Raw genomic sequence first — 21,349 nt, 5'->3', positions numbered from 1 at the left:
TATTGACATGTTCATGATAGTAAAAACCTCTTCCATAATGTTAAATAGGAAGAGGTTAACTATATAACTACATGTTGTGAAAAACCAAAATATTAGCTTGAGTATCCACTCTCGATCTTAATCAACGTCCCAATTTTGAAACCACTTGCAAAAGCCTCTTTTGAATGTATAGAGTGAATTTGATCCATCATATCAAACAATATCTCCAACTGTTTAAAGTCCCTCCGAAAGCTTTCTCTGGAATTTTTCGATATAAGTTGTAATTTCCTTATTAATAGATCGATACTCCGAATCTTTAGGAACAATATTCTCTTCTGGTCTCAGGTTACGTAATATAATTCTTCTATTGTTGAGCCCTAGCTCGGGAGTATGCTAAGATAATGGACACCTATTTCTACAAAATTCTATTACAAATCAACCGTACAGAAAGGACACTATGAATCCTTCATCACTGTCATCCAAGTTACAACATATCATTCCGCAGCTGGATCTGCGAAGCTGCCTCGTAAGCGTACGCGGTGAGCTTATGTACGAACACTACCGCAACCGTGAGGCTGCGACCGATATTGCAAAAATCAATTCATGTACCAAGAGTGTGCTGTCCGCACTCATCTGTATAGCGATGGATAAAGGCTTGTTGCCAGAGGCATCAGCTCCAATTTCTACCTTTTTCCCACAGTTGACATCCGATCCTGACCCGCGTAAACCTGCGATTACACTGGAACAACTGCTCACCATGACAGCCGGATTCAACTGGGATGAGTTCGGCGGGCAAAATTCATTCCCTCGCATGACCCGTACCGATCATTGGGTGGATTTTGCGTTGGAACAACGGTTAAGTCATGTACCAGGTACACATATGGAGTACAACTCAGGAGTATCACAGATCCTATCCGCTATTCTGATGCAAAATGCAGGTATGAACGTCGCCGCGTTCGCAGAGCGTTATCTTTTTGACCCACTTGAAATTAAGGACTATGAATGGGAAAGCGACCCCCAAGGTGTACATACCGGCGGATTCGGTCTTAAGATGTTACCCGTAGATCTGCTGAAATTTGGTCAGCTTTTTCTACAGCAAGGAATGTGGGAAGGGGAGTCTCTCATTTCCAATCATCTCGTTACCCGTTCTACGCAGCCATTCATTACAGTCAGCCCACCTAATTACGGCAGTTATGCTTGGCATTGGTGGGTGGATGTCTATCCGAACGAAAGGTCTGACTCCGAAAATATTGCTGCTGAAGACGACAAACCCAATCTCCATTATTATTACGCGCGAGGATTTGGGGGTCAGTATGTATATATTGTCCCAGAGCTCGAACTTGTTACGGTGTTAACCAATGACAAACGAAAGAAAGAGAAACCTCCGCTGGATGTTTTCCCTCGATTAATCGCCCCTGAGCTATGGAAAATGTTATAAACGCAGGCAGTCCTTCTATCCTGTTCGACCAATGCCCCCCCCAACCTTGTGGCCATAACCTGACCATTGGTTGAGGGTTTATTCGTCATGCCAAAGCTTTTTCGATAGCAATTGTTATTGGATACGGACCAGACTCTTGATTAGAGACCACAACCAGTTGTAGATCATAGTCCGGATACACGGAAGACATGAACGACACCCCTGGATCAAACCCCATGACATAAAATTTGAAAATGTCTTCCTCTTTGCGGTCAATCCAGATACCCTGCCCATAATACTCTTCATCCTCTTGATGAGCATGTGGAGTTAATAACTGCTGTGTTGTCTCTGCATTCAACAATTGGTGACCCCATAAAGCATCCCAAAACCGAATCATATCCGGTGCCGTAACATAGGCTCCACCATCTGATCCACCTTTGACAGGAATAGAGAACATATTGGTGTTCCAAGAGCCATCTTCATGATCGATATACCCTAAAGCTGTGTTACGCGGAAGCTGATCTGTTACGAAATAACCAGAGTCCTTCATGCCAATCCTTTTGAAAATGTGCTCTTCCACATAATCTGTAAACGACAGTCCTGAATGCTGTTCCACGATAAGCCCCAGCACAATGAAACCCGCATTGTTGTAGTGAAAACGTTCACCCGGAGCAGACTTCATTGGCAGCTGCTGAAACATGGGCAGAAAGTCACTTAATCGCCGCATCGCGTAGACGGGTCTGTCTTTCCACAATTCTGAAAAGTCATCCATCACTTCTTCATCGAAATAATCCGGAATGCCTGACGTGTGTGTTAACAACTGCTGGATGGTGATTCCTTCGTCCCACAGTGGAAACTCCACATCCAACACATCCGTAAGCTTGGAATCCGCAGACAATTTGCCTGCTTCAATTAGTTGGCATACACTCACTGCCGTGAAAATCTTACATCCTGATGCAATGCCGAACCGTGTATCCACCTGATTGGCAAGCTCTTCACTGCGATTCGCATAACCACGTTTCATATTCAAAAGGGTTTTCCCGGCTTGCTGGAGTAATACAACACCCGAAAAATTCACGCGTTCCATGACTTCTTCTACTTTTGTTGTTAGCTCTACTGCATTCAACATTTTGTTGTTCACCTACTTGTCTATGTATTCATTACATTCTCATTCTTAATTCTTCGTCATATCCTGCATACCTGCCATATTTTCATAAAAAGAAGGATTACTCCCTTATAAAAGGAAATAACCCTTCTTCAGACAACGTAAGATTAAGTTTGACAAAGCATGCTCAAATGCTGTTCAATCACCTGTTCCACTCGTTTTACCGTAAGTCTATCTGGCTGCATTAGGATATGAATGGCGAGTCCATCCACAAAAGCATATAACTTCTCTATTTCCATCTCGGCATCCAGTTCAGGATGTGTCATCCCCTGCTTCTGCAACTCCTCTATCACCCATTGAACCGATCGATACATCCCCTGATGCATCTGATCACTTAACTTTTTTAATTCGGGGTACACCAATAATTTGGCTGTAAACGAAAACCAGACCTCCATTTCCATCATTCTGTCTTCATCCAACGGTAGGAATTGCAAGAGCAGATTCTTCATATCCAGCAGTACAGATCCACTCATCTGTAACGCCTCCACCCTTTTCTGTACCCGTTCTGCAAAAAGATTCATGCAAAAGGCGAACAATTCCGCCTGTGTGGCAAAATAATGACGCATGGAACCTACAGAAAGTCCCGCTTCCTTCGCTATATTCCGAACTGTAGCATGCTCCAGTCCGTGCACTTGAATGACCCGGATTGCTGCATCAGCAACGATTTTCCTTTGAGCTTCATGATCTACGATTTTTGGCATGACAACATTATACAACAAACTTCTCTTTTTGTAATACACTGTGCTATAATCTTTTTAATACATTGTACTAAAATATAAAAACAGCTGTAGGAGAGGAATTCATAAGATCATGCATACAACTACCCCAGCCTCAACACGCAAGAAATTCAGAGTTTTCACCTTCATAGTAAGGTTATTCTGCACAATGCTACTACTGATAGGTGCCGCTTTCCTCTATGAGTGGTTTGCTTCGTCGCAGACCAAAAAGGACTTTCCACCTCCAGGTACACTCGTTCAAGTCGGCGGTTACCAACTACACATTCATAAACAAGGAAATGGCTCGCCGACCATACTTATGGAGGCTGGAAGTGGTGAGACGAGTTTGTCGTGGAGAGACATTCCTGCGGCACTCGCCCAACATGCAACGGTGGTCACGTATGATCGTGCAGGATATGCCTGGAGTGAATCTGCACCTACAGAACGTACAGGTGCAAATATCGTCAAAGATTTACATGCAGCTCTGGAGAAGGAGAATATCCGTGGTCCTTACGTTATGGTAGGCCATTCTCTTGGGGGTATGTATGCTAGACTCTTTGCACAGACCTATTCAAATGAGGTTCAGAGCCTTGTCCTCATTGATGCGAGACCTGAGGATGATGAACGGAACACAAAGACTTTGTTGGAAAAAGCTCAGTTTCAGGGAAACCCGCCTGCCTCCTTGTTATCTTTACTGAAGGTATCTGGAGCTTTCAGATTATTTCCAGACTTTATGCTTGATGGTCTGGTTGCCAAGCAAGATCGGGATACCTTTGTTAATGTGATTGCTACCCCTTCCTATTTTCACGCCAAAGAAGCAGAAGCCCTCCTCGCCCATTCAACAGAAGATGCCATTCGTGGCCAAAGTCTTGGATCAATCCCTGTACGTATCATTGCACGCGGACGTCCTCAAAACTATGCTAGTGCAGGGATTCCAGTTGAAATTGGGCAGAGGCTCGAATCCATATGGCAATCGGGACAGCGTAACATGTTGAATATATCGAAGGATAGTCAGCTCATTGTGGCCACCCGCAGTGGACATATGATTATTCACGATGAACCTGAACTGGTTGTGAAAACAATCCTAGCGTTAATCTCTGGTAAGTAAAAGTAAGATGTTTTTTCTCAGTAGATCCAGGTCTCGTTATAACGAAAGGGCTGTTCCAATAGCCATGTGTATGACTTGGAACAGCCCTTTAAGCAATATATTAAGATTAGTTCTATTTGGTTGCATGCCTCATTTAGCGCAACGCTTGTAGGTCAACCTCAGGACTTCCTGCACTCTTCTTCATTTCACGAGGAGACCTCGTATTAATCAGATAATACAATGTGGCATAGATTGTAGTGATAAACGTGCCAAAAAACAGGCAAAACGCCAGAGAAGGACGGCTTACACTTTCGTGCATCAGTTCAATTAGCGTCTCGCGATTCGTCAGTGCATCCCAGCTATTCAGTCGATATACACGTCCAAGCAATACCCCGTAACTTCCCAAAGCACAGCCAGCCAGTACAAAGATCCAGGATGCCCAGCGTCCAATTCGGTGATAGATCACTTCCTGAAGCTGATACATCGACAGGAATCCAAGCAGGAGTCCAGTCCAGACAAACATTAATACAACACTCAAGTCGTACCAGTAGGTGTAGTCCACTCCATTTCCACCATAATACCGAGAACTTCTTGCTGTCAGATGAACCAAATCCGTAACAATGTAAGAAGAGTTCGGGAAAAATAACAACCACAGCAGCCCACTTACGACTGCAAGCCATGCGGACCCTTTCCATTTCACATCAGATAGCAGATAGGATGCATAAGAGAACACAAAAGGAATCCAGCCCAAAAACAGATTCCAGATCAGGAAGCGGAAATAACGCTGATCCAGCCAATCTGCGGCTACATAGTACAATCCAAGCGTTACTATTGTGACCACACTAAGGAAAATAAATATGCGAATATAATTCAGTTTTCTCAATGATTCTGACCTCACTTGATAAAATTCAAATTAATTTCGAAAATAGCGGATGATTTCTTCCTTGTTCTTTTCAACACGTAAATTCAATCCACGTTTATCCTTTAATCCATACTGCTGTAGTTCATGGCCTGGATCAAGCACCAACGGTTTAGTCGCCACATCAACCAGCAAGTCCATCGTCAATTGATAGGTTTCCCGTAACTTGTCCATCGGCAGAGAAGATTCATACCGTTTAATGAGCTCAATCAGACGTTCAGCATACACGAGACGAACCATACTGTCTGCACTCTTCAATTGTCTTGAGGCAAATTCTGTAATTGCCTTAATTATATTGGGTTCTGTCCGATGTTTGGCAATCAACGCAAGTTCATCTACCGCATCCCAATTCATGATAGACAGCTCGGAACTTAATTGTTGAATTGGAGCTAGAATAAAAAGTGGACACCCGTTAACGGACGGAAGGATAATAAGACTAACGGAGGTGTCCACATGGGAGAACAGCGGCAACGATATAACGAAGAATTCAAGAAACAAACGGTCAAATTCATTCAAGAGCAGACGAAGACACTTGGAGATTTGGCAGAAGAACTCAACATTCCAAAAAGTACGTTGCACCAATGGATGAGTAAGTACCGCGAACTAAAACATGAGCCTGTTGCCAGCGTAGATCGAGTGAAGGAGCTGGAAGCAGAGCTTCAAGAGATGCGCCGGTTGCTTCAAGAGAAAGAGCACACGCTTGCGGATACACAAGAAGAACTGGCGATTGTAAAAAAAGCAGTGCACATCTTCAGCAAACCAAAGAGCTAAGATTTCAGTTTGTGGAAGATCATCGCTCCGAGTTTTCTTTGGAGAAGATGTGCAGAACCTTTCAAGTATCACGGAGCGGATATTACAAATGGCGAATGGGCCAAACCAGCAAGCGACAGAACCGCAAAGACGAGGTCATGAAGCGTATTCGCTATCATTTTTACGACCACCAGATGCGGTGTGGAAGCCCTAAAATTACGTATCTGCTCCATTTAGAAGGGTTGCGAATCTCTTCTCGTACTGTCAGTATATACATGCGTCAAATGAATCTACGTTCTGTGGTCATGCCCAAATATCGCGTTCAGACTACGGATTCCAAACACGACCATCCCCTTGCGCCAAATACGCTGAATCAGCAATTTAAAACGTCCAAACCGAATAAGGTATGGGTTACCGACATCACCTACATTCCTTGCCGAGGAGGTCGTCTATATCTCGCCAGCGTTCTGGATTTGTACACACGTGAAATTGTAGGCTGGCGTCTATATAACCATATGGAAACCAGTTTGGTGATGGGTGCACTGGAGGAAGCTTACAAGGCCAAACGCCCTGCTCCGGGATTGCTCCATCACTCGGATCGCGGCTCTCAATACACGTCAAAAGAATACGTGGAGCAACTAAAATCATACGGAATGGAATCAAGCATGAGCCGCCGAGGAAACTGTTATGATAACGCCTGTATTGAGTCATGGCACAGTATTTTAAAGAAGGAACTCATTTACTGCAACCCTCGTTTTAAGACGCCGGAAGAGGCTTATACTGCCATCTACCAGTACATTGAGTTCTATTACAACCGCAAGCGAATGCATGGCGCGCTAGGGTATCTTTCCCCTGCTCGTTTTGCGATGAAATTTACGGACAAATCCGCAGCGTAGTGTCTACTTTTTTGACATAGGTCCAAATTCGCTCCCCTATCCATTGTTCCTCTAACTCTTGGGGTACGTCCCATCGCTTATATTCTGCATACACACCTTCTCGATGCATTTGTATAGCGCTCCCGTAATGTTTGACGAACAAATCCTTTGCTACACCCCGATCGGTCTCTTCCATCTTTAACCACCACCATGCCTATTCCTATTTGTGCGTACGCTTTTATCCATACACAATACATAAATTTACTACTCTCCAAGCATACTAGAATCATACCATTTACCAAAGGAGAATCAAATTTACAATGAATCCAAATTCCATGAACCCTCAGAATGTAGTACAACCCACATTAAATGCTAATCCAAATGTCACCCCTAACATGAATCATGGCGGCCATGAGATGTTCGATGTGCATGAGATTCTGTCCTCCACCATTAACGTGCTGGATCAATACATGATCTTTCGTACTTTTGTGCAGAGCCAAGAACTGATTGGCATTCTGGACCGACAGTACAACTTCATATTATCCCAGTACAATCTGACAGCAGAGTGTTTTGCATCTGGACAGAAGCCTCATCAAGAGACAGCTACCTATATGATCCCCAACATGGTACCACCGGTATATGGCCTTAAGCCATCAGCACCGAAAAAACCAAACCAGAGCTTGGCCGATGTAAAGGATGCCGGGATTAGCGGTCATATGCTGGGACTGATCAAGTCACATGCGAGTCTGCTCGGCATGTCCTGTAGCGAGATCACAAATGGAACGGTTCGCCGAGTCATCGCTTCTCAGATCCAGCATTTTATCGAGATGGCCTATGAAATTTTCATGTTCCAGAATAAAAACGCCTATTACCAAGTACCTCAACTCACCCCAAGTGATACACAACAGATGCTTCAGGCATACATTCCAGCAACCGGAGCACCTCAGATGCCTAATAGTAATAAACCACTTCATTAATTAGAAAATAAAGTACGAATACCTAGAACAGTCTCTTTAACCCTTTCGGGTTTTAGGGGCTGTTCTTTCATTATTTGTAATCATTTTCCTACTGAAGACACTTGATTCGCTTACCAGAAACTGGTTTAATCAAAGACAGAACTTACATATTCAACATACGGATCATACATATAAAATACGGTAACATGCGGTTATAAGAAAATTCAAATAGCTTTTTCTTCATTATCGGGAGGTATACAAATGAGATGGAAGCAACCTACTAAACTTGGTTTACTGGCTATGGCTCTCGGCTGTACTGCCATTGGCGCAATAATCACACCTTCAACAACACTGGCTGCACCTGTTCCCGCTTCCAAAACGGTGTATCATCAATTCCAAACCTATCGAACAGAAGCAGTGAAGTCCACAGAAAGTCTGGTTAAAGCGCGTAAATACCTGATGAATCATATCGATAAAGTCAGCCCTTGGCAGGCCACATTAATGACGCTGCAACTGGAGAACATGCAGAACGTGAAATTGGCTGATATGGATTACCAAATGTATACGGAACAATTTCAACAGGCCATATCTCAAGCCCATGAACAACTTGGTTACGAACAGAAGCTTACATATAGTCGTCTGCTCAAAGAAATTAAAGATCCGACAGCGAAGAAACTTCTGCAGGAAGCTTCTGATCTCGGGTTCAAACTGGAAACCAGTGAAGGTTTGTATTACCCCATCATCAATTATGAGATATACAAAAAGTTCAAACCTTTTGTTAAGGCTGATATTGCTGCGTACATTGATATTATGGCTACCGAGTCCAACCAAATGACGACTTCAGATGGTGGCATTATCATCTCTTGGAACGAATTAATCCAGCGTGCATTGGAGAAAGAAGCCTTTTTGAACAACTTCCCGAATTCCAATCGCACATCAGCAGTGAAGCAAGGGTTATTTGTGGATTATCTGTTTTACGGAAGTGACAACACGCCTGCTTATGATTGGTACACGGACGAAGAAATCCGCACCATGGACCCTGAGGTGAAACAAGCTTACGAGAAAGCTTTGGCTAAGCGTGAGCCCAATAAGGAGAGTGTTATTCTGGACACTATGGAAAAGATTTTACTGGTTCTCAATCAGAACAGTGATGAGCTTACACCTGAAGTCAGAGCAATCATTGAACCTGTTCAACAACAATTTGCCCGGGAATAATTGGATGCTGAATCGCAAAATGTGAATGCCAAAAAAGCGGCAGTCCTCGAGAAAGAGATTGCCGCTTTTAAGTTTACATATCAAGTCCTTACGTTTGGATCAAAGAGTTGAGGTGTCTATTGATGTAAGTTTGTTTGGATTTACGACGAGATAAACGCCCTCAATCCTCTCTCTGGAAGCGTCCAACTCCAAACAGAGTACCTCGGACAACTGCCCTTCTTTCATCAATGCGAGTTGAAGCTCGCCATTGATCCACATGGGCACCCATTCTCTTTCACGCAATCGCGTAAGGACTCGCCGTGAGGTCAGGAGTGCAAGCACACCTTTGTGAACGTTCATTGTTCTCATAACCGTATGCACAACGCCACCGCCATCTGCTGTAAATACAGGCTGATCCGCCAGTAACTCAAGCATGGCAGAGACGTCATAACGAAGGAAAGCCGTTGTAAAACGGCTCAGCAATTCACCCTTGGCTATCATATCCGCATCACTCTGCTCGATCGGTGGAAGTTTTTCAGGCAAGTTCCGTCTGGCACGGCTAAAGATTTGACGGCAGTTGCTCTCCGTTTTGCCCAGCCAATCCGCTATTTCGGAATAATCATATCGGAACGCTTCACGAAGGACAAAAACAGCCCGTTCCATGGGCGATAGACGCTCCAACATGACCAGATAGGCGTAGGAGATCAGCTCTTTTTTCTCCATCGTTTCCTCTGGCATGTTCGCCTCTTCACTGTCACCCATCGGCTCTGGCAGCCACTCACCAACATAACTTTCCCTCTGATTACGGGCGGAATTTAGCAGATTCAGGCTTCGGTTCACAACCAATCTGGCGATGTAGGACTTGGGATTACGAATATCCTGAGCAGACGTGCTCTGAATCCCTGCAAAGCAATCCTGCACAATATCTTCAGCTTCTACCACACTGCCCAACATGCGATAAGCTATTGAAAATGCATATTTTTTATAACGAATATACAACTCACCAACATCCAGAGAAGACACTTCTGGCTCATTGGCGTGGAAATTAGAATTCATAAGAAGCCTCCTCTGGCATGAGTGCGTGTATTTCTAGTTAAAGCAACCCGGATACATCCCAGTTGTGATCGCAATCCGGTTCCAGTTGTTAATCGTGTTAATGGCCAGGATCAGATCCACCAATTCGGATTCACTGAAATGTTCACGTACCTTATCGTATAACGCAAGTGGTACACCGTGCTCAGAGATTTGGGTCACCGCTTCAGCCAACTCCAGCATAACACGTTCTTGATCCGTGAAGAAAGGCACTTCACGCCACACACTTAGCAAGAGAATATGATCCGCATAATCTCCCAGTTTCATCAGATCTTTGGCATGCATATCGAGACAAAAGGCGCAGCCATTAATCTGGGACACCCGGATTTTTAACAGCTCATACAATACTTTATTTTCAAATTGCCCGGATATATATTGCTCCATCGCCATCATCGCTTTAAAAGCACCTGGACTCGCTACTCTGTAATTCGTTCTTAAATTCATTTCTCATTCGCCTCCGTCATTTGGGTTACATACTGTAGACAAATGACGGCCGGGATCTGTGACATTCTTTGCGAAAATCTTTTATGCCCACAAGAATGGTTGCTCAACTAACGAATATTCACACTGCAAATTCTAAACAGTAAACCTCCATAAAGCCATCAATCAGTAAAAGAAATAACATAATTAAAGGTTGTTCTTTTTTTCTATAAATAACATCAAACGTAATGTAAATTCGAAAATCTCCGTATTCATGTACGGTTTTTGCTGCAGCGTTTGTGATTTTAACCAAAAGTAGGTTTGATATATTGATACTTTGACCAAAAGAGTAGTAACATACGGCTAATCAAGTTAACTTTTCTGACATGAAAAGAGAAACGTTAATCATATCGGCAAGGAGTGTTTCCTATGATAACTTCCAACGCAAACCGTAATGTGACGTCCGAATTGCCTAGAGGCTGTACGTTCACCGCTGAAGACTGGCATGTATTATCCCAATATTGGTACCCGGTAGCCCAAGCAACCGAAGTAACAGACAAACCCTTGGCTGCTCAATTACTCGATGTGAAGCTTGTTCTTTATCGCAGTAATGATCAGGCTGTGGTAGCCAAGGATCTTTGTTTTCACCGCGGGGCTCCACTTAGCAAAGGCTGGGTAGAAAATGGCGAGATTGTCTGCCCTTATCACGGTTTCCGTTATAATTGTGAAGGAAAATGTACCGCAGTGCCTGCGCACCCAAGCTCCAAGATCTCGCCTAAGCTCAAACTCATTGTGTACCCGGCAGTTGAACGTTATGGCTTAATATGGACCACTTTGGCAGGAACGGAAGAACAGATCCCCTCCTTCCCTGGATGGGATGATCCGGATTATATCAATATTTTGCCACCCAACTTTGACATTGCTGGTTCCTCTGGACGACAAATGGAGGGATTCCTGGATGTATCCCATTTTGCCTATGTGCATACCAAAACGTTTGGTGACCGAAACAACACAGAAGTCCCCCAATACAAGGTGAAACGCGAAGGTAATGAGTTACTGGCCGAGTATTGGAGTACAGTGAGTAACTATGGTAAAGGGCAAGATCTTGTTGCACCTGAGGGTTTCCAATGGCTGCGCGAGTTTCGAGTGTTCCCACCTTTTGCGGCTTCTCTTACGGTACATTTCCCAGGTGAGGACAAGCTGAATATTCTGAATTGTGCTTCGCCGATCTCTGCCCGTTATACACGTCTATTCTGTCCAATCACACGCAACTTTGACAAAGATGCTCCGATTGAAGACACAATCAAGTTCAACTTGCAGGTATTTGAAGAAGACCGTGAGATGGTCGAGTCACAGAAACCGGAGGATCTGCCCCTTGATCTGCATGCCGAGGCCCATATTCCCGCAGACCGTACTTCGATTGCTTACCGTCAATTATTAACGGAGCTTGGCTTGGGACGAAATTACACGTCATAAGTAGATAGTATATAAATACAAGGTGTGTATTCAAATTAAGCTATCGAGTTAAATGTGAGCGCCTAAAAAGTCTTGAAGTACCATCCTGCGGACTCTGGGGGAATGGGTTGAAAATTTTCTTAGGAACTCAGGACATCTTATTTGGCCTCTAGGTCCTCATTTAAAATTGTAAGGAACTCCAGACATGTTATTTCCCATAATCCCCGATATAAACACATCAAACGGCTATTTATTCTGATATAAAGTGTCTCAGATTCTTTAATTTCTGGGCACGCTTCAAATCCTTGATTAAGACGCCTACGATTCGTTAACACTCCATGCTCCGGACATGTTCAGGTATGCATCGGCTTTCAGCAGGTTTGAAGACACCTTTAATCAAAAAAAGAAGCGTTCCTTTGCGGACGCTTCTTTTGCTATACCTAATTCAACTGAGTTACCTATGTGTATTAGATAAACCTTGCCTACTAAAGTTCATCTTTCCTCTTGATTATTCGTATTCACAGGAAGCTCTCTATAATACGGGCAACCCGGTTCGTGGATAATACGTGGATCAACCCAAGTGCCCCAGTAAGGAAGACGGTTTACGTAAGGTTGCATATTGGGCTGAGTATTTGGTTGCATGTTGGGTTGTGTGTTTGGTTGCATATTTGGCTGTACATTAGGCATTACGTACGGCTGATGATTCACATTTGGAGCACTGTTAGAGATGGGGGCAGTGGAAGTCATACAATCTGCCGGCGGGCCAATAATCACTGTTTTTTGAATGGGAGCCAGCGCTTCTTGAACTTTTTTCTCATCTAGACAGTACGTATAAGCCAGAAGTTTGGTAGGTGTAAGTCGCAAGATGTCTGAGCCGAATATCGCTTCAGGCACCGGTGCATCGAAGATCGCCAGTAGATGCGTTTGATCTGCAGTAGCCACTTCATAATGCCACCAGCCTTGAGGTACATTCGCCACTTGCCCCGGAGTAATCGGGAAATGAAGCAACTCATTGGTAAACGGATTGATGAGGGACACGACGGCAGAACCGCTGGTGCAATACACCAGTTCGGTTGCATTCTGATGAATATGAGGTTCAACCACATTGCCCGTGTTGAGGAAAATATCCAGTAAAGAAGTATTGCCCAGTGTGTTTAACTGCTTGATGGAAAGAGAGTTAATATAGTTGTTCTCATCCTTCTTGAATAACGGGTTATTGCTCAAATCGTAAGTAAATTCGGTGGTTGGTAAAGTGTAATCCATGTATGAGGTTGCCAAAATAAAACGCCTGCCCTTCGCTCTCGGTTTAGGTCATAACCTATATGCCAGCTTATGCCCAGCGCCCAGATACGTGAGCCCATTTCCGCCAATTTTTCATCGCACAACAAATATCCCTGACTCAGATACACGGAGCCGGGATATTTGGTTATTATAATTCTTCTTCGTCGGAGATGTCCTCCCAACTGATCCCTAGTGGAGTACTGTCCAAATTTACACTCTGAAGCCAGGTCATTCGCTTGACTATGTCCGGCATTCCTTCGATTAAACTATTCGTTATACTCAGATAACGCAGTTTCTTCAACTGCGCCAGTTCGGGTGGGATTTCACGAATGCCAGAGTAACTTATATCCAGATTCACAAGTTCACTCAATTCGCCAATCTCGGCCGGAATATGTTTCAGACCAAGATTCGACTTCTCCTTTGGCTTCCACCCGGTAGGAACATGATAAGAACTACCGCAATAAATTCTAAGCTCTCGAAGTTGTTTCAATTTTCCAATGTCTTGGTGAATACCTTCTAAATCCGCCGTCATGATCTCCAATTCTTCCAAAGATGCCAGTTCAAAAAGGGCTGGAGGAAGCGTATAAACATCCTGCTCAAAAATCGTCAAACGTTTCAAGTATTTCAATTCCCGAATTCGTTCCGGAATCTCTTTCAAGAAATGTGAACTAATATTCAGCACATCGGTCTGATGCCTGATTGCATCCTCCAACAGTCGATGAATATCTTTCTGACGATCTAACTCGAAGAACAAACCTGGAATACGCTCCATTAGCTCAATTGCTTCTTCTTGTGTAATGTGCATGCCATACATATGCTCATGAGCAACCGTGTAGAAGTAATCGCTCCCATCCTCTTTCAGAAAACAAAGATCGTCCGGCAATGACGGATATAACCAGTCATGAAAGCGATTGGCTTCCTCCTTAAGGACCTGCCCGGAATCAGGCGTGCAACGATATATGTAATAGATGCCCTCTGAGTACATAGCGCCACTTTGCATCATCATTTCTTCCATCGTACTCTTTTCAATCAGATACGGCTCAAGTCTCTGTAACACTTTGGCAACCCTCTCAGGTGTATCTCCCTCGACATACTTTCGGTCAACCAGCATAAAACGATTTGTCTTCTCGATCAATTCGTCAATCAACAGTTCATAGGCAGTTCCTCTTGGATCGGTGTGAAAAGCTACGGCTACCATATGCTCCCCCTCATGACTCTATATTCATTATTCTTCAATCTGCTGTATCACCTGAAACCACTATGGCATAGGCTGATATCATCAATCCAGTTATTGGAGGCTTGTTACATGGCATACGGTCCTGGTTCAGTGTCATCCCCGCAACTCGCGGGTTATCCTTACCCTTATTATCCACCACCGCCACCGTACCCTTATCCTTATCCCTATCCATACCCGCCCATCGTTCCTGTTCCACTGCCATTTCCGATCGGTGGCCCTTGGTGGCATGGTGGCTATCCCGGCGGTGGTTACCCCGGTGGACACCCTGGTCATTTCCCAGGAGGTGGCTATCCCGGTGGACCTCACGGTGGTCCAGGTGGTCCAGGTGGACACGGAGGACCTCCAGGCGGAGGATTTCACGGACATCGTTTTTTTCAGTGGTAAACAAGTGATTCATTCAAAGTCCAGGTTCAGATCAGATAAAGAAGCTGCTTCAGCAGCTTCTTTATTCATCTAGAACTATCCTCTAATCGTTTAGATTTAATATGTGATGTCATCCATCACCTTCAGATTTCGGTTCGTCATGCTGAGGAGATCCGTGAAGGTAGGTGTAAGGTAATAAACAAAGTCCGGATCATGCACGTACATAATAATCTGTCCATACGTCCCTTCCTCCGTTGGATCGAAATCGAGCATCAGATACAGTGAACCTCCCGCGATCGTTGCAAATGGAATCCATGGTTTGTGGAACAGGTACGGCTTAATCTCAGGGTCCAACCGGCTGATCTCTTCCGCAGAATAATACTCTTCCAGCTTCTCATCCACTTCACAGAAGTATTGTTTGGTCTCTCGAATCTCTTCCAATGACATCATATAAAATGGCGTACAACGCCCAGCCTCAGCATCACCCGGGTACAGCACATGCAACCCATAGCCACTACCGTCTTTGCCTTGGTAAAAGGTACGAAAATCGCCAGGCAGCCGGACGCCATACTCCTTTTCGAATAGATCCAGACTTTCCTCGGATGCACCTTCCCGATGTTGATATTCTTCAAACAATTGCCGAATCTCGTGATCCTGTATTTTCTCATCCAGCAAGCGATTCAGCTCGTCAATAAGTACGTTTAATGTTACATTCGATTCCGGTTTCACTAGACCTCCCCTTTCTTAGCTCCGCCATTCTCTTCTTGCACATATTGATGATAGCCCCAAAACGCTTCTTCTTCTCCGCCACCTTCGATCAGGATCATGACTGCGTAAGATAACAAATTAAGCCATTGTTCCATCAAAACTACCTGCTCGTCCGAAATGAGGTTGTTGCTGCGAAGCATACCCTCAGGTTCAACGGCCCAGGCACGGGCCATGTGAGTAATTCCCCATAGACATGCCATGACTTCCCGATCCAGTGAAGGCCGTGCAAGTTCTGGTGCCAGAACCCGCAGTATCTCCATCAACTCATGAAAATTCCCTTCAATCAATTGTCCGCGGAAGGGCCGCAGACTGCCAATAAAACCGTTCTCCATCTTGGGATGACTCAGATCATCATAGGATAAGGAGTGACATTTTAATAACGTTACAGCCTCTTCACGTTCCATTCGTTCACCCCTTTACAGGTTGTCATGCTGCCTCACCAGCGCAGAGGTTCTTCTCCACGCCAAAACACATACCGCTCCAACTCACGAAGAGTGCCTGTACCTATCCCGTACTCGTCCATTTCTTCGGAACAAAGATCAAGCACATGCAGCATGCCACCATATGTGCCAACTGCCAGCTTGGACTGCCCTGGCGATACGGCGAGAGAATAGATGGTACTTCCCACAAAATGACGCCATACTTCCTTACCCTCGCCATTTACACAATATAGATAACCATATGCATCCCCCAGCACCATGCCTGCCTCTATTTCCACCGCTGCATACACTCGTGCATTCTCATCCATGACCGGCCAATCTTCCTTCGTTTCGTTACCTGCGATTGATTCCAGCAGAACCTGTATCGTGACCCCGTTATAGAAATGACATGCGTTAAACCAGACGGTCTGGTTATCACTGGTGAATGCCGCATAATGAGGATAGCTTGATTCTGGATAGAGGGAGTATGTCTTGATCAGCTGACGGTCCATCACCATATGATTGCTTCCTTGGCTACCATATGCAATCCATCGACCATCCCGAGAGACCGCTGCATGTCCCATGTCTAACTGTGTATCCTCTAGCTCATATTCTTCGATCTCTGCCAGATCGGGATGAAGCAATGTCACTTGATCTTCCGTTACCAGATATATCCCGTATCGTGAATGTATAAGTAGTGCCCTGCCTTCATCCATAGGTATAAGTCCCTCTAGTGTACGTTCGGGATGCTCACAATCAGCAAGTGATTCAATTCGAGGTGAGGACGACTGTATCCGGGATTGAATATCTACCCAACGATATGTCGCTATCTCTTGTCCTTCCAACTTGCGATCTGGCTGACGAATGACACGAATCCCATCCGGTCCTGCAAGCGCATAGTCCAATCCGTCTGATGAGCAGCCTGCAAAAGTATATGAAGAGATCAACTGCCACCCCTGCTGATCCATCGTATATATCTGACTATTCTCCGTGAAAATCCCCGTATTACATACACACGTTTCCTCGTTCAGATAACCTACAACATTGACCGCCTGCATGGAAGCCTGAAACGTCTCATTCAGTGGCCACGTCGCTGCTGGCAGCTCACGTCGGAGCACCTCCAAGTCACCGTGGAGATTGGCCTGTCTCACCATATGGAATACTTTAATACTCATTCCGTTTCTGGAGTCTCCCTCCAGCTCGGATTCATCCGGTTGCTCTCCCTCCATGCTTCTCTGGACAAATGCATTGACATCCCTTGCATAACGCTTGCCTTCATTGCGCCATTGTTCCGCGATGTCTTCCTTTAACCAACTCATCTGTTCCCCTCCACTCTGCATCTATTCATATGCCGTACAATGATGTGCCTGCAAGAACAAACTGATTTCGTTATCCGTTGCCTCCTCCGCACCATTCTTTTCTTCATAGAACAGGGCAACTTCTCGCCCAGTTGCATAGTTAAATCGTAAATATCCTCCCATCGACACCATGAACATCTTGCACATGTACTCATTCTCCAACACAGCATCCCACTTAAATTCTGTTTTGCATGTATTAGCGAGTTCCTTCATAGAGCTTCCCTGTTCCGTCCCTGAAAAATGGTAAAACGTATGTTTCCGAAGCTCATTCCACGGTTCAAAGTATAGTGGCGTTATTGGATTATCCTGATGGTAATACCCACAATAGATCCGGTCCAGCGTTTCGCCAAATTCAGTCTCCGAGCATGTCCATAAGGTGATATTCTCATCATGACGCGGTAGCCACAACAGCCCCTCAACTTCCGGATGAACAGCAAGGAAATCTCCATCTACAGAACTGCCGATGGAGATGCACTGTTCAAGTTGATGCTGACTTATAGGCGAATCATCCGTATGTATCCAAAAATCATATTCAACAAAAGGCTTCAGCACTTCCGGGTCCGGCCTCTGCACATTCATCCATCCCGTGTATGTACCCTCTCCGTATTGTTCAATCCAGGTCCGGTATGACAAAGGCAGCGAGATGGCGTGCTGTTGTTCAAAGTGATCCAGTTCCTCTGTTGGAACCGGCTTAAGTACACGGGATACGATATACATTTGTCGACATCTCCCATCTCAGTTTGGTTCATTCGTTTTCAGGATCTAAGCCAGTTCTTCCTGTACAATGTCAGTCCATACGCCTTTACGATTCAGAATTCGAATGGCAAAGGCATCATATCCATCACGCTTGACCTGATCAAAATGCATGCGCTCTCCCGTAATCAGTTCATATGCACCATTTTCATCTACATCTTCGCCAAACTCTTCATCCCAAGGCACATTGTAGTAGGCCGTCAACTCTACTTCAAAGATGTCCTCTCCTTCAACATCCAGGTAAGGACGAAGGGGTCTGTCATGTAGTGCTTCTTCCGAATAGGTCTCACATAACATGGCATCATATCCATGCTTGGCGGCATCAATAAGCAGATAGCGCTCACCCGTGACCGTATGCTCCGCATATACAAGAAGCGGTGTCGAATCATGCCAGGTAATCAGATCATCTTCGGTTAAGTCACCATAATAAAAAATATGGAATTTATCATGACCATCACTCATTTGAAGTTTGCCTTTCCACTCCACTTCCTCGGAATTAATGTCGTTGTCCTTACTTGTCAAACCTTCCAGATAAGCAGGTCCGTGTTGCACACCATACTCATTCATCATCTCGCCTCCGATTTGTTCATTCGAATAGTAACTACTTTGTGCTCCTCATCCACCGTCAGTTTCACATCGATGTTTAGCTTGTCACGGAATAGCGCCGTAATATTGATATAAGGATCGCGGGCAGCTTCACTACTACCGCCACTGTTACGGCTCATTCCCTGATGAATAATGGATTGTACGAGCTGTTTATCTCCCTTGCCAGTGTTATCGTAGGAGTAAATCACCTGCCCATCCTGATCATACAGATTCAGAACGGTTCTAAAATCATTGGCGTTCTCGTACTTTTTCTCGGTCTGCACATAGGCGTGGTCCGTGTGTTCATAGTTTACAGTACCTTCCAGATACGGATTGTCCCCACCGGGCTTCACTTCATACTCCCGATAGGCCAGATTAAACAGGTATTGGATATGACTCATATCGATCCGGTAATAAAACTGACGGTTATCCTCTTGTTTATCCATCGCTGCAAAACTGTTAATCAGCGGCCAGGCTTCATAGGACTTCCCTTTAACATCAACCGCGAGAGCATAGTCAGATAAGACTGTCTGTTTTTGAAATATGCCATAAGTCTGTAAAATAAAATAAGCAGGAATCATCAACATACCCAGAATGATTGCAAAAATAGTTAATTTAAATCGTAGTTTCATGTCTTCTCTCCTTGCGGCGTTAACTCTTCAATTTCATTCTCATCCAGTCTTGTGCTGAAGCTTTGACAGTGTACGCACAACCACATCCCTGTTCTTTGCATCCTTGATATAAGCCGGAATACTATGTGAAGCCGTTCGTATAGGCATATTTCCGTATTTCACACGCAGATCTGCGGAGACATAAGCGATGAGATAATTCAGATGCTCCCGATTCACAGCCCATATTATTTTCCCTCTGAAATTATCCAGGAAGTATAATTCCAGCCCGAACACAGGATCTTTCCCTGCACGAATCTCGGAAAAACACCTTTGGTATGTCGGCTTGGCGTGTAATTCAACCTGATTAACAGAACCACAATGCGGACATTCCACATGCGTTGATCGGTGAGACGTCTTCTTCTCGTCTGTGACTTCCACGTTGAACCAGCGTTCACATACAGCACAATTCCCCTTGGCTTTATATTGATACACTGGTTCTTCAAAAGCTTGAGCGTAACATTCGAAACACTTCCATCCCAGTTGATCATTCTGTTGTTCAATCGAAGCGTGCCCACCGCATTTGGGACATTTCACATCAATCCGCTCTCCCCGTCGAAGAACCGAATAAAAACTGTACTTATACGCACCTTCATCTTCGAAACGTTTCATCCTGTATCCACCCTTCTCCTGGACTATGACACACACCGCGTCAGAATACTCAACATTTACCAATCCATCTCTCTAAAATTATATGAAACTCCGTTCCTCAGCACAAGAATTGAAGGAACAATGTTGGAAATACGTCTAATACGACATACCCAAGTGTGTGCCTCATCACACCCGTCCCCACCTCAATAACGTAATCTATAACTAAATAACTACTGAAATGAAAGAAAACCTGCTTTTTAGATTGTGAAAAACATCACTTGAGTAAAGGTTGTGCAACTATGTTTTCCTTACTGAATGTATATAAATGGTCACTCGTATTCGCTATATTCACAGCAACTCTCTCTCACTGTAGTTCCACTGATACGGTTAAACCTGTTCACCACGATGAAGTCTCCTCCTCCTCTGCGATCAGTCAACCCCCGGTGGACCCGATCATTCGCAGAGAAGGTACTACGGTATATATTGAAATGACGGCCCAGGTTACAGATATCGAAATCTCCGAAGGCGTAATCTACAACGCTTGGACATTTAATGGTACCGTTCCCGGACCCGTCCTAAGAGTGACCGAGGGAGATACCTTGGTGTTCACGTTGAAAAATAAAGATTCCAGCCTGCCTCACTCCATGGATTTTCACGCTGTACATGCTGCTCCAAGCAGCAAATTTATTGATGTTATGCCAGGCGAGGAAGGTACGTTCACATACCCAACCTCCTCACCCGGTGTATTTATGTATCATTGTGGAACCAAACCGGTCCTTGCCCATATCGCAAACGGGATGTACGGCATGATTATTGTGGAACCCAAGGCTGGATACCCTTCTGATCACTTGGTAGATCGTGAGTATACCCTTGTTCAGAGTGAATGGTATAAAGAACATGATTACGAAGCTTTTTTGAACGGGGAACCGGATTATGTCGTATTTAACGGCAATGATTATGGATTAGTTAAACATCCCCTGTTAGCCAAAGTAGGAGATACGGTGCGGATCTATGTCAGTAATGCCGGCCCCAATGAAGTCTCATCCTTCCACGTTGTAGGTACAATTATGGACCGTGTATATACCGATGGGAATCCACGCAACATCCAGTATGGAATACAGACGGTTATGCTCCCCGCAAGTGGTGGAGCTGTCGTAGAGTTCACCGTGACAGAAGAAGGCGATTATGCGATTGTAACCCATCAGTTCAACCATGTAGCCAAAGGAGCTGCCGCTGTTCTGCGTGTGACCAAGGATGGTACTGATCATGGTGGACCCGCGATGTCTCACTGAGACATGACA

At 44.7% G+C, this 21,349-nt stretch carries 24 protein-coding genes and 1 pseudogene; 9 read left to right on the top strand and 16 right to left on the bottom strand.

What is annotated here, in order from left to right; genetic code table 11:
• Window positions 1–92: 92 nt before the first annotated feature.
• A pseudogene (locus QF049_RS31330) lies at window positions 93–324 on the bottom strand (DUF6809 family protein).
• A gap of 112 nt (window positions 325–436) precedes the next feature.
• Here QF049_RS31330 and QF049_RS04295 point away from each other — a divergent pair.
• The gene (locus QF049_RS04295) at window positions 437–1,417 is read left to right on the top strand and encodes a serine hydrolase domain-containing protein (protein WP_307535074.1); all 981 of its coding nucleotides are present in this window, start codon (window positions 437–439) and stop codon (window positions 1,415–1,417) included.
• Window positions 1,418–1,502: 85 nt separating this feature from the next.
• Here QF049_RS04295 and QF049_RS04290 read toward each other — a convergent pair whose 3' ends face one another.
• Window positions 1,503–2,525 (bottom strand): serine hydrolase domain-containing protein, encoded by a 1,023-nt coding sequence (locus tag QF049_RS04290; protein ID WP_307543092.1) that lies wholly within the window; start codon window positions 2,523–2,525, stop codon window positions 1,503–1,505.
• A 143-nt stretch (window positions 2,526–2,668) separates the two neighbouring features.
• The gene (locus QF049_RS04285; RefSeq protein WP_307535072.1) at window positions 2,669–3,262 is read right to left on the bottom strand and encodes a TetR/AcrR family transcriptional regulator; all 594 of its coding nucleotides are present in this window, start codon (window positions 3,260–3,262) and stop codon (window positions 2,669–2,671) included.
• 184 nt (window positions 3,263–3,446) lie between these two features.
• Here QF049_RS04285 and QF049_RS04280 point away from each other — a divergent pair, with 184 nt between their 5' ends.
• Complete coding sequence (locus QF049_RS04280; RefSeq protein ID WP_307535070.1) at window positions 3,447–4,385, top strand: alpha/beta fold hydrolase; 939 nt, start codon at window positions 3,447–3,449, stop codon at window positions 4,383–4,385.
• Between the two features lie 133 nt (window positions 4,386–4,518).
• Here the strand turns inward: QF049_RS04280 and QF049_RS04275 are convergent, their stop codons facing one another.
• Together QF049_RS04275 and QF049_RS04270 are read right to left on the bottom strand one after the other, a co-directional pair.
• Window positions 4,519–5,247, bottom strand: a complete 729-nt coding sequence (locus tag QF049_RS04275) for a DUF1361 domain-containing protein (protein WP_307535069.1) — start codon at window positions 5,245–5,247, stop codon at window positions 4,519–4,521.
• A 30-nt stretch (window positions 5,248–5,277) separates the two neighbouring features.
• Window positions 5,278–5,637: a hypothetical protein gene (locus QF049_RS04270; protein WP_307535067.1), complete on the bottom strand. Its 360-nt coding sequence runs from the start codon at window positions 5,635–5,637 to the stop codon at window positions 5,278–5,280.
• 99 nt (window positions 5,638–5,736) lie between these two features.
• Here QF049_RS04270 and QF049_RS04265 point away from each other — a divergent pair, with 99 nt between their 5' ends.
• From QF049_RS04265 to QF049_RS04250, 4 genes are all read left to right on the top strand, one after another.
• A complete protein-coding gene (locus QF049_RS04265; protein WP_036673079.1) occupies window positions 5,737–6,054 on the top strand; it encodes a transposase in 318 nt (105 codons plus the stop codon).
• An 11-nt stretch (window positions 6,055–6,065) separates the two neighbouring features.
• Complete coding sequence (locus QF049_RS04260) at window positions 6,066–6,929, top strand: IS3 family transposase (RefSeq protein ID WP_307535065.1); 864 nt, start codon at window positions 6,066–6,068, stop codon at window positions 6,927–6,929.
• A gap of 314 nt (window positions 6,930–7,243) precedes the next feature.
• Window positions 7,244–7,885 carry a spore coat protein gene (locus QF049_RS04255; protein WP_373419867.1) on the top strand — a complete coding sequence of 214 codons (642 nt, stop codon included), beginning with the start codon at window positions 7,244–7,246 and terminating at the stop codon, window positions 7,883–7,885.
• A gap of 240 nt (window positions 7,886–8,125) precedes the next feature.
• Window positions 8,126–9,079 (top strand): hypothetical protein, encoded by a 954-nt coding sequence (locus QF049_RS04250; RefSeq protein ID WP_307535062.1) that lies wholly within the window; start codon window positions 8,126–8,128, stop codon window positions 9,077–9,079.
• Window positions 9,080–9,178: 99 nt separating this feature from the next.
• Here the strand turns inward: QF049_RS04250 and QF049_RS04245 are convergent, their stop codons facing one another.
• Together QF049_RS04245 and QF049_RS04240 are read right to left on the bottom strand one after the other, a co-directional pair.
• Complete coding sequence (locus QF049_RS04245) at window positions 9,179–10,114, bottom strand: sigma-70 family RNA polymerase sigma factor (protein ID WP_307535060.1); 936 nt, start codon at window positions 10,112–10,114, stop codon at window positions 9,179–9,181.
• A 33-nt stretch (window positions 10,115–10,147) separates the two neighbouring features.
• Entirely contained in the window at window positions 10,148–10,594 is a 447-nt protein-coding gene (locus QF049_RS04240; RefSeq protein ID WP_307535058.1) for a carboxymuconolactone decarboxylase family protein, read from the bottom strand.
• A gap of 405 nt (window positions 10,595–10,999) precedes the next feature.
• On the opposite strand from QF049_RS04240, the gene QF049_RS04235 reads away from it, so the two are divergent.
• Entirely contained in the window at window positions 11,000–12,046 is a 1,047-nt protein-coding gene (locus QF049_RS04235) for an aromatic ring-hydroxylating oxygenase subunit alpha (protein ID WP_307535056.1), read from the top strand.
• 471 nt (window positions 12,047–12,517) lie between these two features.
• On the opposite strand, the gene QF049_RS04230 is transcribed toward QF049_RS04235, so the two are convergent.
• Window positions 12,518–13,288, bottom strand: coding sequence for a cupin domain-containing protein (locus QF049_RS04230; protein WP_307535054.1), 771 nt, complete (start codon window positions 13,286–13,288; stop codon window positions 12,518–12,520).
• Between the two features lie 166 nt (window positions 13,289–13,454).
• On the bottom strand, window positions 13,455–14,504 hold the full coding sequence (locus QF049_RS04225; protein ID WP_307535052.1) for a leucine-rich repeat domain-containing protein: 1,050 nt from the start codon (window positions 14,502–14,504) through the stop codon (window positions 13,455–13,457).
• Window positions 14,505–14,612: 108 nt separating this feature from the next.
• On the opposite strand from QF049_RS04225, the gene QF049_RS04220 reads away from it, so the two are divergent.
• Window positions 14,613–14,927, top strand: a complete 315-nt coding sequence (locus QF049_RS04220; protein WP_307535049.1) for a hypothetical protein — start codon at window positions 14,613–14,615, stop codon at window positions 14,925–14,927.
• Between the two features lie 96 nt (window positions 14,928–15,023).
• Here the strand turns inward: QF049_RS04220 and QF049_RS04215 are convergent, their stop codons facing one another.
• Genes QF049_RS04215 through QF049_RS04185 form a run of 7 tightly spaced genes read right to left on the bottom strand, consistent with a single transcriptional unit; the run spans window position 15,024 to window position 20,069 of the window.
• Window positions 15,024–15,635 carry an SMI1/KNR4 family protein gene (locus QF049_RS04215; RefSeq protein ID WP_307535047.1) on the bottom strand — a complete coding sequence of 204 codons (612 nt, stop codon included), beginning with the start codon at window positions 15,633–15,635 and terminating at the stop codon, window positions 15,024–15,026.
• A complete protein-coding gene (locus QF049_RS04210) occupies window positions 15,635–16,078 on the bottom strand; it encodes a hypothetical protein (protein ID WP_307535045.1) in 444 nt (147 codons plus the stop codon). The genes QF049_RS04215 and QF049_RS04210 overlap by 1 nt, the downstream gene beginning before the upstream one ends.
• Window positions 16,079–16,110: 32 nt before the next feature.
• Window positions 16,111–17,412 (bottom strand): hypothetical protein, encoded by a 1,302-nt coding sequence (locus QF049_RS04205; protein ID WP_307535043.1) that lies wholly within the window; start codon window positions 17,410–17,412, stop codon window positions 16,111–16,113.
• A gap of 21 nt (window positions 17,413–17,433) precedes the next feature.
• Window positions 17,434–18,168, bottom strand: a complete 735-nt coding sequence (locus QF049_RS04200) for a hypothetical protein (protein ID WP_307535041.1) — start codon at window positions 18,166–18,168, stop codon at window positions 17,434–17,436.
• 45 nt (window positions 18,169–18,213) lie between these two features.
• A complete protein-coding gene (locus QF049_RS04195; protein ID WP_307535039.1) occupies window positions 18,214–18,774 on the bottom strand; it encodes a hypothetical protein in 561 nt (186 codons plus the stop codon).
• The gene (locus QF049_RS04190) at window positions 18,771–19,421 is read right to left on the bottom strand and encodes a hypothetical protein (RefSeq protein WP_307535038.1); all 651 of its coding nucleotides are present in this window, start codon (window positions 19,419–19,421) and stop codon (window positions 18,771–18,773) included. The genes QF049_RS04195 and QF049_RS04190 overlap by 4 nt, the downstream gene beginning before the upstream one ends.
• A gap of 39 nt (window positions 19,422–19,460) precedes the next feature.
• Window positions 19,461–20,069 carry a hypothetical protein gene (locus QF049_RS04185; protein ID WP_307535036.1) on the bottom strand — a complete coding sequence of 203 codons (609 nt, stop codon included), beginning with the start codon at window positions 20,067–20,069 and terminating at the stop codon, window positions 19,461–19,463.
• A 278-nt stretch (window positions 20,070–20,347) separates the two neighbouring features.
• On the opposite strand from QF049_RS04185, the gene QF049_RS04180 reads away from it, so the two are divergent.
• A complete protein-coding gene (locus QF049_RS04180) occupies window positions 20,348–21,340 on the top strand; it encodes a multicopper oxidase domain-containing protein (RefSeq protein ID WP_307535031.1) in 993 nt (330 codons plus the stop codon).
• Window positions 21,341–21,349 lie beyond the last annotated feature (9 nt).

Origin of the sequence: Paenibacillus sp. W4I10, from assembly GCF_030816325.1 — a bacterium.
Classification (GTDB): domain Bacteria; phylum Bacillota; class Bacilli; order Paenibacillales; family Paenibacillaceae; genus Paenibacillus; species Paenibacillus amylolyticus_B.
This window is presented reverse-complemented; position numbering and strand designations above follow the sequence as displayed.

Excerpts from the sequence above, each read along its gene's own strand:
- QF049_RS04210 (WP_307535045.1), bottom strand. The coding sequence starts at position 16,078 with ATGGAACGTGAAGAGGCTGTAACGTTATTAAAATGTCACTCCTTATCC.
- QF049_RS04265 (WP_036673079.1), top strand. The coding sequence starts at position 5,737 with ATGGGAGAACAGCGGCAACGATATAACGAAGAATTCAAGAAACAAACG.
- QF049_RS04200 (WP_307535041.1), bottom strand. The coding sequence starts at position 18,168 with ATGTATATCGTATCCCGTGTACTTAAGCCGGTTCCAACAGAGGAACTG.
- QF049_RS04255 (WP_373419867.1), top strand. The coding sequence starts at position 7,244 with ATGAACCCTCAGAATGTAGTACAACCCACATTAAATGCTAATCCAAAT.
- QF049_RS04285 (WP_307535072.1), bottom strand. The coding sequence starts at position 3,262 with ATGCCAAAAATCGTAGATCATGAAGCTCAAAGGAAAATCGTTGCTGAT.
- QF049_RS04230 (WP_307535054.1), bottom strand. The coding sequence starts at position 13,288 with ATGGATTACACTTTACCAACCACCGAATTTACTTACGATTTGAGCAAT.
- QF049_RS04250 (WP_307535062.1), top strand. The coding sequence starts at position 8,126 with ATGAGATGGAAGCAACCTACTAAACTTGGTTTACTGGCTATGGCTCTC.
- QF049_RS04295 (WP_307535074.1), top strand. The coding sequence starts at position 437 with ATGAATCCTTCATCACTGTCATCCAAGTTACAACATATCATTCCGCAG.
- QF049_RS04225 (WP_307535052.1), bottom strand. The coding sequence starts at position 14,504 with ATGGTAGCCGTAGCTTTTCACACCGATCCAAGAGGAACTGCCTATGAA.
- QF049_RS04185 (WP_307535036.1), bottom strand. The coding sequence starts at position 20,069 with ATGAAACGTTTCGAAGATGAAGGTGCGTATAAGTACAGTTTTTATTCG.
- QF049_RS04190 (WP_307535038.1), bottom strand. The coding sequence starts at position 19,421 with ATGAAACTACGATTTAAATTAACTATTTTTGCAATCATTCTGGGTATG.
- QF049_RS04280 (WP_307535070.1), top strand. The coding sequence starts at position 3,447 with ATGCTACTACTGATAGGTGCCGCTTTCCTCTATGAGTGGTTTGCTTCG.
- QF049_RS04195 (WP_307535039.1), bottom strand. The coding sequence starts at position 18,774 with ATGATGAATGAGTATGGTGTGCAACACGGACCTGCTTATCTGGAAGGT.
- QF049_RS04240 (WP_307535058.1), bottom strand. The coding sequence starts at position 10,594 with ATGAATTTAAGAACGAATTACAGAGTAGCGAGTCCAGGTGCTTTTAAA.
- QF049_RS04220 (WP_307535049.1), top strand. The coding sequence starts at position 14,613 with ATGGCATACGGTCCTGGTTCAGTGTCATCCCCGCAACTCGCGGGTTAT.
- QF049_RS04180 (WP_307535031.1), top strand. The coding sequence starts at position 20,348 with ATGTTTTCCTTACTGAATGTATATAAATGGTCACTCGTATTCGCTATA.
- QF049_RS04290 (WP_307543092.1), bottom strand. The coding sequence starts at position 2,525 with ATGTTGAATGCAGTAGAGCTAACAACAAAAGTAGAAGAAGTCATGGAA.
- QF049_RS04235 (WP_307535056.1), top strand. The coding sequence starts at position 11,000 with ATGATAACTTCCAACGCAAACCGTAATGTGACGTCCGAATTGCCTAGA.
- QF049_RS04205 (WP_307535043.1), bottom strand. The coding sequence starts at position 17,412 with ATGAGTTGGTTAAAGGAAGACATCGCGGAACAATGGCGCAATGAAGGC.
- QF049_RS04270 (WP_307535067.1), bottom strand. The coding sequence starts at position 5,637 with ATGAATTGGGATGCGGTAGATGAACTTGCGTTGATTGCCAAACATCGG.
- QF049_RS04245 (WP_307535060.1), bottom strand. The coding sequence starts at position 10,114 with ATGAATTCTAATTTCCACGCCAATGAGCCAGAAGTGTCTTCTCTGGAT.